We start from the raw sequence: 12,582 nt of genomic DNA, 5'->3' as shown, positions 1-12,582 counted from the left end.
CGGTCAAGTATCCGCCAGTGGTGCCAGACAGCTGCCAGCACGGTATGGCGGCTGCCTGCCGGCCACGTGCCTGCACAACTGCGGCGGTGGTCTCAGGCGGTGAGAGGGCTCCACGTCATACTGCATTCCTGGCGTTGGATGGGAGCCTTTCACACGTTCCCGTGCCCCGCGCCCAAGCGCTATGGCAATGACAGGCAGGTCTCACCGGTCCAGGGATGGCAGTACGCGCTGCGGCGCGCCGTTGGCAAGCGGAGGAAGGGTAGTGGCAGACAAGTACTGCGATCTGGTCATGAAAGGCGGCATCACCAGCGGCATCGTGTATCCCAACGCGGTGCTCGCACTGGCCCGCGAATACCGTTTCAAGAGCATCGGCGGCACCTCGGCCGGTGCGATCGCCGCTGCCGTGGCGGCCGCTGCGGCATACGGCGACCGCCGCCAGCAACTGGGCGAACACCTGCCGGGCGATGCGGGATATGGCGGCCTGTCGGCGGTGTCGGCACAGCTGTCGCGGCGTGGATTCATCTACAGCCTGTTCCAACCCGCCGCTGGCGCGCGCGCAGCGTATCGGCTGCTGGTGGTGCTGACCGGCAACGCCGGCTGGCCGCGCAAGCTGCTGTGCCTGGCTATCGCGGTGTTCCAGATCGCGCCGCTGGAAGTGCTGGTGTCGCTTGCACTGCTGCTCGGCCTGGGCTGGTGGGGCGGTGGCTGGAGCGGCGTGGCGGCGACCCTGCTGCCGTCGCTGTTGTGTGCCTATGGTGCAGGTGTAGCCGGGGCGGCGCTGCGCGTGGCACGGGTGGCGCGACGCAACCTGCTGGGGCTGTGCAGTGGACTGAGCCGGGACGCAGGTACGCCGGCGCTGACCGAGTGGCTGCATGAAAGCCTGCAGCAGCTGTCGGGAAAGCCGATGGATGCACCGCTGACCTTCGCCGATCTGCACGACGCGCCCCGTTATGCAGGCGAGCCGGACAGCCCGCATGCGATCACCCTGCAGATGATCACCACCTGCGTGTCGCACAACGAACCGCGCACGCTGCCGTTGGGTGGTGCGCAGTTCTGGTTCCTGCGCGAGGAATTCGAGCAGCTGTTCCCCGCCAGCGTGGTGCAGTGGATGGTCGACCGCGCCGGTCCACCGCGCGAGGTTGAAGGGCGCAACTACTACCACCTGCCGCAGGGCGCGTCGCTGCCGGTACTGGTGGCCACGCGCATGAGCCTCAGCTTCCCGCTGCTGATCAGCGCGGTGCCGCTGCATGAGCCCTCGCGTCGCGAGCGTCGCTGCGAACCGACATCGACGGCTGGAGGCGAGGCCGGGCACAACGTGGCCGACAGCATGGAAGGCCTGACCAGCGCAGGCCAGGCCTGCGGTCCGGTGATCACCGCGTTCCGGGTGTGCTGGTTCTCCGATGGCGGCATCAGCAGCAACTTCCCGATCCACCTGTTCGATGCGGCGCTGCCGCGCTGGCCGACCTTCGCCATCAACCTGGTTTACCCGCAACGCCCCGAGCCGGTGGTGCGCGAGAGCGACAGCCGCCAGGCGCTGGAACGCTCGGTGTTCCTGCCCACCGAGAACCGCCATGGATGGCAGCGGCACTACCAGTCCATTGCCACGCCGTTGGCGGCCGGCGAACTGGGCCGCTTCCTGTTTGCGGTGGTGGCCACCATGCAGAACTGGCGCGATCTGCTGCAGGCGCGTGCGCCCGGGTATCGCGACCGCATCGTGCATGTGAGCCTGCAGGGCGACGAGGGCGGCATGAACCTGGACATGCCACAGGAGGTGCTGACCCGCATCGCCGACAAGGGCAGCCTGGCCGGCGCACGCTTCTGTTCGTTCTCGTTCGAGAACCATTACTGGATCCGGTGGCGCAACCTGGCCTCGGCCTACCAGCGCTACACGCTGGAGATTTCGCGCACCGATGATCCGGCGCAGCAGGTGCTGGCCTATCGCGCGGCCTATGCGATGGTGGCCACAGGCACGCCGCCACCGCCGTCCTACAAGCTGGGCTCGGAAGACAAGCGGCTGGCATCGCAGCAGCTGTGGGGGCTGATGGTGGAGCAGGGACGCAGTTGGGATGACCTCGGTCCCGACCTCACCGACGGCTCGCCACGGCCGTTGCCGCAGATGAAGGTGACGCCGATCTATTGATCGTTGTCCGGTAGCGCCGGACCATGTCCGGCAACCTTTCGTACCGCTGCGCTCGCCGGGCATGGCCCGGCGCTACCGCCTATCGCCACGGCTCGACCACCGCATCGCCGCGCAATGGCGCGTACAACGGCAAGGCCAGTTCCTGCTTCACCCATCCCGGGTTGAGCGCGCGCAATCCCGCCAGGTATTCGCGGGCCAATGCGGTTTCACCGTGTGACATCGCCAATCGCGCGGCACGCGCCCATGTGCGGTCCCAGCCATGCGCGAGCGCCAGCGATGTGGCGAGCGATGCGCGCGCAGCCGCAACATCGTCGCGTTCCCACTGCTGCTCGGCGCGGATGATCGCGTCATTTGAAAGCCGCATGTCGTACAGCTCGCGCAATCGCGCTACGGCGCGCGGGTCGGCATCCACGCGCAGGTCGGTGTCCTGCCAGTCGCCGCCCGGCGTGCGCACCAGCAGTGCCGCCGACCATTGCCCACTGCGTTGCCCGCCTGCCGCTTGTCCTGCTTCCAGCGCGGCCAACAGGCGCGCGGCAAGCTCACCGTGGGTGGCCGCAAACGCGCGTTGCATCGCCGCCAGCACGTCCGGCCCGGCCAATCCGTTGCCCTGCACGCTCACCTTGCCCTCGCCAACGGCACCCGCCCAAACGGCCTGCTGTGCGGTGGCGCCGGTGTACTGCGCGTTGCCGCCACGCGCACTGACCAGCCCGACCTGGCGTTCGGCGATGGTGGTGCCATCGAAGTCGCCGTCCTCGTCAAGCAGCTGCTTGAGCACCTGCGCCGGCGTGCGGCCTTCGGCCAGCAGCGCCAGCCCCTTCGAGCCATAGGTCGGGTTGGTTTCGAACTGGCTGGCGACCGCGCCAACCTTGGCCTGCGCCCACGGCACACCGACACCGCCGACGGCGAGGTTGTGGGTGGCGACGGCAACTCCGCAGTCACCGGCCTCGTTGCAGGCGGCAATGGAGAACGTGGCCCATGCCGGCGCAGCGACGGCAGCAAGCAGCAGGGCGAGGCAGGGTCGCAGCAGGGACATGGCGGTCTCCGGGGAGGGCATCCCCAGTGGGATGCAGCCTACGCGAGGAAGGTTTAGTAGATCCACGCCATGCGTGGATGGATCTCCATCGAAATTGAATAGTCGACAATTCATCGAAGAACATCCACGCATGGCGTGGATCTACCGTGTCGACCAAGGTCGACACCCACCAACAGCGGCGGGAACCTGTCGAAGGCGGGGTGGGTCCGGTTGCGGGGGCGTGAGCCGCATGGATGCGGCGACCGAGCTTACATGGACGTACTTGCAGCGGCCCCCGCAACCGGACCCACCCCGCCATCCCACGGAATGCCCGCTGTTGCTTTTGCTGTTGTCTTGGATTGAAGCAGGTGCAGGGCGCAGCCCTGCCGAACCAACCCCTACCTTCCCGGCAACTGGGTAAACGCACGCTGCATGCAGTCCTCGCGGGGGCACACCCGGCAACCCGGCCCGATCGACACCGAATTGCCCGGGCTCTGCACGTCCAGCCCCAGCGAATACACCAGCCTGTCCGCATGCTGCAGATCACAGCCCAATGCCACCGCGAAGGTCTTGCGTGGCTGGCCGTGGCCGACCGGGCCGCTGCTGACCTGCCGTGCCAGCCAGAAATGGCGGCGGCCATCAGGCATGCGCGCGGTCTGGGTGAGGATGCGTCCGGGCTGGTTGAAGGCCTCGTAGACGATCCACAACGGGCACGACCCGCCCACCTGCGAGAAGTGGAAATCGGTGGCCGAGTGGCGCTTGGACACATTGCCGGCGCGGTCCACGCGGATGAAGAAGAACGGCAGGCCCGGGGCGCTGCGGCGTGCCAGCGTACTCAAGCGATGGCAGACCGCCTCGAATCCCACGCCGAACTGATGCGCCAGCAGCTCGATGTCATAGCTGCTGGCTTCGGCCGCGCGCAGGAAGCGCATGTACGGCATCACCAGCGCGCCGGCGAAATAATTGGACAGGCCGATGCGCGCCTGCGCGATACGCGCGTCGTCGGTGAAGCCGGTGCGCGCGATCACCGCATCGATCTGCGGCAGGTAGCCGCGCAGCGCCAGCTCGACCGCCATCTGGAACGCCTGTTGGCCCGGTTCCAGGTAGTCGGGCAGCCACAGCGTGCGGCTGCCGGCATCGTATTGGCGCTTCTCGCGGCCGGCCTGCAGCGCGGCCACTTCCACCAGCACCCCGTGGCGGTCGGCCAGCAACTGGCGCAGCCGGGGCGCTACGTGTCCCGGCGCCAGCCCCCATTCGGCGAACAGCTGCTCGGCCAGTTCATCCAGTTCGGGGATGTGGTTGTGCATGCGGTTGAAGAACTCGCGCACCTGGTCACCGGACGGCAGCGTGCTGCCCGCGCCTGGCTCGCCCAACTGGAATTCCAGCGCGGCGGCATGCTCGCGCAATGCCAGATGGCGGCGGTGCAGGTCCAGCAGCGCGCGGCTGACCTGCGGCAGGTTGCCGGCCAACGCCCGCAGTTCGGTCGCGCTGACGTCGGCCAGGCCGAGATCGCGCAGGGTCTCGCCCAGCGACTCCTGCAGCGCGGCGGGCTCATTGTCGTCGAACAGGGCGGAAACATCGCCCAACACCTCGCCCAGCTTCTTCTGCACCGCAGGCGTCAGCGGGCGCTTGTTGCGCTCGATCTGGTTCAGGTAGCTGGCCGACAGCCCCAATGCGCGGGCAAGGTCGGCCTGGCTGTAGCCGCGCTGCTCGCGCAGGCGCAGCAGGCGCAGGCCAAGTTGGCGCTGGGGGGCTGAATAATTCACAGAATTAACAGGAATCGTGGCGGGCATTGGCCAGATTAAGCGGATTCAGGCCGGAAATCGAGTTGGATGCTGTGAATAATGCCAAGCATCTTTCGCACCCCGTGGATTGTCGTCATGACTGTTGCAGCGCCCCGTATCCGCATGCTGATCGATGGCCAGTTCGTTGAATCGGCCACCTCCCACTGGCAGGACGTGATCAATCCGGCCACCCAGGACGTGCTGGCCCAGGTGCCGTTCGCCACCACGGGTGAAGTCGACGCGGCCGTGGCCGCCGCCAAGGAAGCCTTCAAGACCTGGCGCAAGACCCCGATCGGTACCCGCGCGCGCATCTTCCTGAAGTACCAGCAGTTGATCCGCGAAAACATGAGCGAGCTGGCGCACATCCTCACCGCCGAACAGGGCAAGACGCTGCCGGACGCCGAAGGCGATGTGTTCCGCGGCCTGGAAGTGGTCGAGCATGCGGCCGCCATCGGCAACCTGCAGCTGGGCGAACTGGCCAACAACGTGGCCAACGGCGTGGACACCTACTCGATCATGCAGCCGCTGGGCGTATGCGCAGGCATCACCCCGTTCAACTTCCCGGCGATGATCCCGCTGTGGATGTTCCCGATGGCCATTGCCACCGGCAACACCTTCATCCTCAAGCCGTCCGAGCAGGACCCGATGGTCACCATGCGCCTGGTCGAACTGGCGCTGGAAGCGGGCATTCCGAAGGGCGTGCTGAACGTCGTCCACGGTGGCGAAGAAGTGGTCAACGCCATCTGCGACCACCCGGACATCAAGGCCGTTTCGTTCGTCGGTTCCACCCGCGTCGGCACCCACGTGTACAACCGCGCCTCGCTGGCCGGCAAGCGCGTGCAGTGCATGATGGGCGCCAAGAACCACGCCGTGGTGCTGCCGGATGCCAACAAGGAGCAGACCCTCAACGCGATGGTCGGCGCTGCCTTCGGTGCGGCAGGCCAGCGCTGCATGGCTGCCTCCACCCTGGTGCTGGTCGGTGAAGCGCGCGGTTGGGTGCAGGACCTGGTCGAGAAGGCCAAGACCCTGAAGGTCAGCGGTGGCACCGTCGCCGGCACCGACGTCGGCCCGGTCATTTCCTGCAGCGCCCGTGATCGCGTCGAAGGCCTGATCGCGTCGGGTGTGGAGCAGGGCGCCAAGCTGGTGCTCGATGGCCGCAAGCCGCAGGTCGATGGGTTCGAGAAGGGCAACTTCGTCGGCCCGACCATCTTTGCCGGTGTCACCACCGACATGCGCATCTATCAGGAAGAAATCTTCGGGCCGGTGCTGGTCATCCTCGAAGCGGAAACGCTGGATGAGGCCATCGCGATGGTCAACAGCAACCCGAACGGCAACGGCACCGCGCTGTTCACCCAGTCCGGCGCCGCTGCACGTCGCTTCCAGGAGGACATCGACGTCGGCCAGGTCGGCATCAACGTGCCGATCCCGGTGCCGGTGCCGCTGTTCTCGTTCACCGGTTCGCGCGCTTCCAAGCTCGGCGACCTGGGTCCGTACGGCAAGCAGGTAGTGCTGTTCTACACGCAGACCAAGACCGTCACCGCGCGCTGGTTCGACGACGAGACGCTGAGCCACGGCGTCAACACCACCATCAGCCTGAAGTAAGGGCAGGAGCAGCCATGAGCCACTCGATGACGACGGAGCAGGAAGAAGCGCAGCAGGCCTATCGTGAGGCTGCGCGTGACTTCGCACAGGCCGAACTGGAGCCGCACGCCGCGCGATGGGATGCGGAGGGCATCTTTCCGCGCGAGGCGATCGCCAAGGCCGGTGAACTGGGCTTCTGCGGTCTGTACATGGACCCGGAAGTGGGCGGCAGCGGCCTGAGCCGACTGGACGCCGCCGTCGTCATCGAGGAGCTCGCCAACGTCGATCCGTCGACCGCGGCCTACATCAGCATCCACAACATGGCCTCGTGGATGGTGTCCACGTGGGGCCAGCCGGCCCTGCGCGATGCATGGGGCAATGACCTGTCGTCGGGCAGCAAGCTGGCCTCGTACTGCCTGACCGAGCCGGGTGCCGGCTCGGATGCAGCCTCGCTGAAGACCAGCGCCGTGCGCGATGGCGATTTCTACGTGTTGAATGGCTCCAAGGCCTTCATTTCCGGCGCCGGTGCCACCGAACTGCTGGTGGTGATGGCACGCACCGGCGGTGCTGGTGCAGGCGGGGTCAGCGCGATCGCGGTGCCGGCCGACCTGCCGGGCATCAGCTACGGCCGCAAGGAAGAGAAGATGGGCTGGAACAGCCAACCCACCCGCGGCATCACCTTCGAGAACGTCCGCGTGCCGGTCAGCCACCTTCTGGGAGAGGAAGGCGGCGGCTTCAAGCTGGCAATGAAGGGGCTCGATGGTGGCCGCATCAACATCGCCGCATGCTCGCTGGGTGCTGCGCAGGGTGCGCTGGATGCAGCGCGCCGCTACATGGGCGAGCGCCGCCAGTTCGGCAAGGCGTTGTCCGAGTTCCAGGCACTGCAGTTCAAGCTGGCCGACATGGCCATCGAACTGGTCGCGGCGCGGCAGATGGTGCATACCGCCGCGCGCAAGCTCGATGCCGGTGCCAGCGATGCCAACGTGTGGTGCGCGATGGCCAAGCGTTTTGCCACCGATGCCGGCTTCAACATCTGCAACGAAGCCCTGCAGATCCACGGTGGCTACGGCTACATCCGCGAATATCCGATCGAGCGCCTGCTGCGCGACAGCCGCGTGCACCAGATCCTGGAAGGCACCAACGAGATCATGCGGGTGATCGTTGCCCGTCACCTGCTCAACACCGAAGAGGAACTGCGATGAAGGATTGGCGTACCCAGGAGCACGTGGGCCTGAAGGTCGAGGCCGATGGCCACACCGCCGTGGTCACCCTGAACAACCCGCCGGCGCATACCTGGACCGTGCACAGCCTGTCGGCGCTGCGCGACCTGGTGGGCGCGCTGAACGCAGACCGCGACATCTACGCGCTGGTGATCACCGGTGACGGCGAGAAGTTCTTCTCCGCCGGTGCCGACCTCAACCAGTTCGCCTCCGGCGACAAGGCGGCCGCTCGCGAAGCCGCGCGCCGCTTCGGTGAAGCCTTCGAGGCGCTGTCCGCGTTCCGTGGCGTATCGATTGCCGCGATCAACGGCTACGCCATGGGTGGCGGCCTGGAATGCGCGCTGGCCTGCGACCTGCGCATCATCGAAGACCACGCCCAGGTTGCGCTGCCGGAGGCCACCGTTGGCCTGCTGCCGTGCGCCGGTGGCACCCAGAACCTGCCGCGCCTGGTCGGCGAGGGCTGGGCCAAGCGCATGATCCTGCTCGGCGAGCGCATCAACGCCGAGACCGCGGTGCGGATTGGTCTTGCCGAAGAAAAGGTCGGCAAGGGCGAATCCAAGGCGCTGGCACTGGAATGGGCGAAGAAGGCTGGCAAGCAGAGCCCGACCAGCATCGCCGCCTGCAAGACCCTGGTGCAGTCCACCCGCACTGGCACCCATGCATCGGCGCTGGTGGCCGAGCGCGAGGCCTTCGTCGATCTGTTCGACACCGCCGATCAGGTCGAGGGTGTGAGTGCCTTCCTTGAAAAGCGCGCCGCGCAGTGGAAGAACGCATGACTGCGGTCGACACGAACGTTGCCGAAGCACCGGTACTGTTCGAAGAACGCGCCGCTGGCAACGGCACGCGCATCGGCATCGCCACGCTCAACGCACCGCGTACGCTCAATGGCTTCTCGCTGCCGATGGCACATCTGCTGCTGACGCAGCTCAACGCCTGGGCTGACGACGACGGCATCGCGCTGGTGGTGCTGCAGGGTGCCGGCGAAAAGGCATTCTGTGCCGGCGGTGATCTGCACAGCCTGTACCAGAGCATGCTCGCCTACCGCGAGGCCGGCCACACGGACATCCGCGAGAACGACTACGCCGCCGAGTTCTTCGACGTCGAGTACCGCGTCGACTACCTGATCCATACCTACGCCAAGCCGATCCTTTGCTGGGGCCATGGCATCGTGATGGGCGGCGGCATCGGTCTGATGTCCGGCGCCAGCCATCGCGTGGTCAGCGAGCGTTCCAAGCTGGCCTTCCCGGAAATCACTGTCGGTCTGTTCCCGGACGTGGGTGGCAGCTGGCTGCTGCCGCGTGTGCCGGGCAACGGCGGCCTGTTCCTTGCACTGACCGGTGCGCTGCTCAACCCCGGCGATGCGATCTACGCCGGCCTGGCCGACGTGCACGTGGCCGAGGAGCGCCGCAGTGCGGTGTTCGATGCGCTGCTGCAGGTCGCGTGGTCGGCCGATGCCGCACGCAACCACGAACGCCTGTCACAGCTGCTGCTGTCGTTCGCCAGCGATGCGGCTACCGGCCCGCTGCTGGCCAATGCCGCGCAGGTCGATGCGCTGTGCGAAGGCGATGATCTCGCCGCCATCGTCGAACGCATCAGCACGCTGCAGACCGATGATGCCTGGTTGCAGGCCGCACAGAAGACGCTGGCCGCCGGTGCGCCGGGTTCGGCACGGCTGGCCTTCGAACTGCAGAGCCGCAGTGCTGGCCAGGACCTGGCCAGCGTGTACCGGCTGGAGTACATCACGGCGCTGCATTGCGCTGCGCATGGCGATTTCGCCGAAGGCATCCGCGCGCTGCTGATCGACAAGGACCGCACTCCATCGTGGAACCCGGCCTCGCTGACCGAGGCCAGCCGCGCATGGGCCGATACGTTCTTCGCTTCTCCCTGGGCCGATGCCGCGCATCCGCTGGCCGACCTGGGTACCTCCATTGCTGAAAGGAGCCTTGCATGAGCCGCATTGCATTCATCGGGTTGGGCAACATGGGTGGCCCGATGGCCGCCAATCTGGTCAAGAACGGCCACACCGTGCGCGTGTTCGATCTGGTGCCGGCCGCCGTACAGGCTGCTGTGGATGCAGGCGCAAGCGCCGCGCCATCCGCACGCGATACGCTTGCCGACGCCGAGGTTGTGATCTCGATGCTGCCGGCCAGCCGCCACGTCGAAGGCGTGTACCTGGGCGACGACGGCATCCTTGCCGCGATTCCCGCCGGTGCGCTGGTCATCGACTGCAGCACGATTGCACCTGCCAGCGCGCGCAAGGTTTCCGAAGCGGCCGCGGCACGAGGCCTGCAGATGATCGATGCACCAGTGTCCGGCGGTACTGCTGGCGCACAGGCCGGCACGCTGACCTTCATCGTCGGTGGTGAAGAGGACGCGCTGGAACGCGCCCGCCCCGTGCTGCAGGCGATGGGCAAGAACATCTTCCATGTGGGTGCCAGCGGCGCCGGCCAGGTCGCCAAGCTGTGCAACAACATGGCGCTGGGCGTGATCATGGCCGTCACCGGCGAAGCCATCGCGCTCGGCGTGGCACACGGGCTGGACCCGAAGGTGCTGTCGCAGATGATGGCGGTCAGCACCGGCCGCAGCTGGGCCACCGAAGTGTGCAACCCGTGGCCCGGCGTGCTGGAGAACGCACCGGCGTCGCGCGGCTACAGCGGCGGCTTCGGCAGTGACCTGATGCTGAAGGACATGGGCCTGGCGGTGGAAGCGGCGATGAGCGTCGGCGCCTCGATCCCGCTGGGCGAAGTGGCCCGCAACCTGTACTCGATGAACCACCAGGCCGGTCGCGGCAAGCTGGATTTCTCCAGCGTCGTGCAGCTGATCACCAGCGAAAAATAGGGCTTGGACGTGTAGAGCCGAGCCCATGCTCGGCTGCCTTTCCACCGCGCATCGCGGCGCCGGATGGATCAGCCGAGCATGGGCTCGGCTCTACGCAAGCGAATGCGCCCCCGGCCACGTGCCGGGGCCCACCCGAGGTGGGATGGGCGGATGCACGGTTTCGACCGGCATCCGCCCATTTTTTTGGGTCGGATCCCTTTCGCAACGCGAATGGGCTCTGACCCCAGACACACCGCAACGGGGTCAGAGCCCTCTGCCTTTGGCAAAGGGATCCGACCCCTCGTTGCATCAGGCAACGATCAGCGTCACGTCGATGTTGCCGCGGGTGGCGTTGGAGTACGGGCAGACGATGTGCGCCTTCTGCACCAGCTCTTCCACCTGCTCGCGCGGCACGCCCGGCACGTTGATGGTCAGCTCGGCTTCAATGCCGAAACCAGTCGGGATCTGGCCGATGCCGACCTTGCCGGTCACGGTGGTGTCGGCCGGCAGCGCGACCTTGGCCTGGCCGGCCACGAACTTCAGTGCGCCGAGGAAGCAGGCCGAATAGCCCGCAGCGAACAGCTGTTCCGGATTGGTGCCCGGGCCGCCTGCGCCGCCCAGCTCGCGCGGGGTCGACAGCTGGATGTCCAGCACGTTGTCGGAAGAAACGGAACGACCTTCGCGGCCGCCGGTGGAGGTGGCCTGGGCGGTGTACAGAACCTTTTCGATGGACATCGGGATGCTCCTGGTCAGTGGGTGGGTGATGCGTTGGAGCCTACTTTGCCCGGATTCTGCGCACGTTGGGTTACAACACGTCCGAAAAACTTGATTGAACGTCCTGTCAGCCTAGATCGTCCATTCCCGGTCAGTGGTGAACATGATGGTCAGCCAGCGGTCCGGCGATGATTCGCCCAGCGCGTCGCCGATTTCGTCGCGCAGGTGATCCCACTCCAGCAGAGGCCGCGGCGGGTCGTCCTCGCGCACCACGAAGAACAGCTCGATCTGTTCGCCACGGCCCACCTGGGCCACATAGCTGCGGTGTTCGACGAAGCCGTGCTTTGCAACGATTCCCCGCGCCACGGCATCGACGTGTGCCTGCAGTTCCGGCGGCGTGACCAGCAGGATGCCGGCCAGCGCGCGCCGCACCGTGCCCAGCGGCGCGATCATCACCAGCACGCAGACGAACGCCAGGATGGCCGGATCGATGTACGGCCCGACCCATGCCCATGAGGTACCGTGGACCAGCACACCGCCGAGGAAGGCCGCCAGGTAGCAGGCCGACATGCTCGCGGCGATCACCCAGTTCTTCGCATCCAGTGCGATGAACTCCGAGCCGATGCGCCGGTTGGCACGCAGCACGAACCAGGCCAGCGCGCTCTCGGCCACGATCGACAGTGCCGCGAAGATGATCGCGGGACCAAGCGCGATCTGCCGCCCACCCGACATCAGCGCATCGACCGCATTGACCAGGGCATACAGCGCTGCGCCGATCATCAACGTACCGCTCACACCCAACACGATCGGTTCCAGGTGCCAGAAACCCATGGTGAAGCGCTGGTTGAGGCGTGACTGCAGGGCGTCGGTCTGCGTGGACAGCGCGATCAGCCGCGCGACCAGCAGCGACAACCAGGTCATCACCACGTCGATCAGGCCGTAGATGCCGTCGAAGATGATCAGCGAAGAGTTGGCCAGCAGGCCGAACACCACCGCCGCTGCGGCCAGCAGCAGCGAGCCGACAATGGACAGGCGCAGCACGCCCTGTTCGGTGCGTGGATCGAAGAAGCGGGGAGGGGCCGTGACCATGCGGCATTGTAGAGCGGAGCCATGCTCCGCTGCCTCTCACGCCGTCTTGCCTACCTGCGGGTCATCGGCTGCAGTACACTCCGCACCCTCCACGCTTTCCGACGACGCACTGCAGTGATCACACCACCCTGACCCTTGCCGCCCTTCGGCAGCCGGCCCATCCGGCTCAGGAACCCGTGTCTTCACACTGCAGCGCCACGTGGCCCCGCCCGCGTGTGCGCGGAG

General features: G+C 66.7%; 10 protein-coding genes. 6 read left to right on the top strand and 4 right to left on the bottom strand.

Annotation, left to right across the window (positions count from 1 at the left end; genetic code table 11):
• Positions 1–262 precede the first annotated feature (262 nt).
• Entirely contained in the window at positions 263–2,140 is a 1,878-nt protein-coding gene (locus tag MRBLST15_RS15325) for a patatin-like phospholipase family protein (RefSeq protein ID WP_367786601.1), read from the top strand.
• A gap of 79 nt (positions 2,141–2,219) precedes the next feature.
• Here the strand turns inward: MRBLST15_RS15325 and MRBLST15_RS15320 are convergent, their stop codons facing one another.
• The gene (locus MRBLST15_RS15320; protein WP_367786599.1) at positions 2,220–3,173 is read right to left on the bottom strand and encodes a DUF1028 domain-containing protein; all 954 of its coding nucleotides are present in this window, start codon (positions 3,171–3,173) and stop codon (positions 2,220–2,222) included.
• Between the two features lie 377 nt (positions 3,174–3,550).
• Positions 3,551–4,945 carry a helix-turn-helix domain-containing protein gene (locus MRBLST15_RS15315; RefSeq protein ID WP_367786597.1) on the bottom strand — a complete coding sequence of 465 codons (1,395 nt, stop codon included), beginning with the start codon at positions 4,943–4,945 and terminating at the stop codon, positions 3,551–3,553.
• A gap of 87 nt (positions 4,946–5,032) precedes the next feature.
• Between MRBLST15_RS15315 and MRBLST15_RS15310 the strand changes: the two genes are divergently transcribed.
• Genes MRBLST15_RS15310 through mmsB form a run of 5 tightly spaced genes read left to right on the top strand, consistent with a single transcriptional unit; the run spans position 5,033 to position 10,575 of the window.
• Positions 5,033–6,538, top strand: coding sequence for a CoA-acylating methylmalonate-semialdehyde dehydrogenase (locus tag MRBLST15_RS15310; protein ID WP_025875748.1), 1,506 nt, complete (start codon positions 5,033–5,035; stop codon positions 6,536–6,538).
• Positions 6,539–6,552: 14 nt separating this feature from the next.
• A complete protein-coding gene (locus MRBLST15_RS15305; RefSeq protein WP_367786594.1) occupies positions 6,553–7,719 on the top strand; it encodes an acyl-CoA dehydrogenase family protein in 1,167 nt (388 codons plus the stop codon).
• Positions 7,716–8,513 (top strand): enoyl-CoA hydratase, encoded by a 798-nt coding sequence (locus MRBLST15_RS15300; protein ID WP_100554433.1) that lies wholly within the window; start codon positions 7,716–7,718, stop codon positions 8,511–8,513. The genes MRBLST15_RS15305 and MRBLST15_RS15300 overlap by 4 nt, the downstream gene beginning before the upstream one ends.
• The gene (locus MRBLST15_RS15295) at positions 8,510–9,688 is read left to right on the top strand and encodes an enoyl-CoA hydratase/isomerase family protein (protein WP_367786592.1); all 1,179 of its coding nucleotides are present in this window, start codon (positions 8,510–8,512) and stop codon (positions 9,686–9,688) included. The genes MRBLST15_RS15300 and MRBLST15_RS15295 overlap by 4 nt, the downstream gene beginning before the upstream one ends.
• The gene (gene mmsB / locus MRBLST15_RS15290; protein ID WP_049435499.1) at positions 9,685–10,575 is read left to right on the top strand and encodes a 3-hydroxyisobutyrate dehydrogenase; all 891 of its coding nucleotides are present in this window, start codon (positions 9,685–9,687) and stop codon (positions 10,573–10,575) included. The genes MRBLST15_RS15295 and mmsB overlap by 4 nt, the downstream gene beginning before the upstream one ends.
• Before the next feature lie 288 nt (positions 10,576–10,863).
• Here the strand turns inward: mmsB and MRBLST15_RS15285 are convergent, their stop codons facing one another.
• Positions 10,864–11,289 carry an organic hydroperoxide resistance protein gene (locus MRBLST15_RS15285; RefSeq protein WP_004153735.1) on the bottom strand — a complete coding sequence of 142 codons (426 nt, stop codon included), beginning with the start codon at positions 11,287–11,289 and terminating at the stop codon, positions 10,864–10,866.
• 111 nt (positions 11,290–11,400) lie between these two features.
• Positions 11,401–12,357, bottom strand: a complete 957-nt coding sequence (locus MRBLST15_RS15280; protein WP_265953212.1) for a cation diffusion facilitator family transporter — start codon at positions 12,355–12,357, stop codon at positions 11,401–11,403.
• Positions 12,358–12,582: the final 225 nt, after the last annotated feature.

This window comes from Stenotrophomonas sp. LST15-1-1.1 (assembly GCF_040815575.1).
Taxonomy (GTDB): Bacteria; Pseudomonadota; Gammaproteobacteria; order Xanthomonadales; family Xanthomonadaceae; genus Stenotrophomonas; species Stenotrophomonas lactitubi_B.
Note: the sequence above shows the minus strand (reverse complement) of the source record. Positions and strands in the feature narration are given on the sequence as shown.

Excerpts from the sequence above, each read along its gene's own strand:
- MRBLST15_RS15305 (WP_367786594.1), top strand. The coding sequence starts at position 6,553 with ATGAGCCACTCGATGACGACGGAGCAGGAAGAAGCGCAGCAGGCCTAT.
- MRBLST15_RS15315 (WP_367786597.1), bottom strand. The coding sequence starts at position 4,945 with ATGCCCGCCACGATTCCTGTTAATTCTGTGAATTATTCAGCCCCCCAG.
- MRBLST15_RS15300 (WP_100554433.1), top strand. The coding sequence starts at position 7,716 with ATGAAGGATTGGCGTACCCAGGAGCACGTGGGCCTGAAGGTCGAGGCC.
- MRBLST15_RS15280 (WP_265953212.1), bottom strand. The coding sequence starts at position 12,357 with ATGGTCACGGCCCCTCCCCGCTTCTTCGATCCACGCACCGAACAGGGC.
- mmsB (WP_049435499.1), top strand. The coding sequence starts at position 9,685 with ATGAGCCGCATTGCATTCATCGGGTTGGGCAACATGGGTGGCCCGATG.
- MRBLST15_RS15310 (WP_025875748.1), top strand. The coding sequence starts at position 5,033 with ATGACTGTTGCAGCGCCCCGTATCCGCATGCTGATCGATGGCCAGTTC.
- MRBLST15_RS15320 (WP_367786599.1), bottom strand. The coding sequence starts at position 3,173 with ATGTCCCTGCTGCGACCCTGCCTCGCCCTGCTGCTTGCTGCCGTCGCT.
- MRBLST15_RS15295 (WP_367786592.1), top strand. The coding sequence starts at position 8,510 with ATGACTGCGGTCGACACGAACGTTGCCGAAGCACCGGTACTGTTCGAA.
- MRBLST15_RS15285 (WP_004153735.1), bottom strand. The coding sequence starts at position 11,289 with ATGTCCATCGAAAAGGTTCTGTACACCGCCCAGGCCACCTCCACCGGC.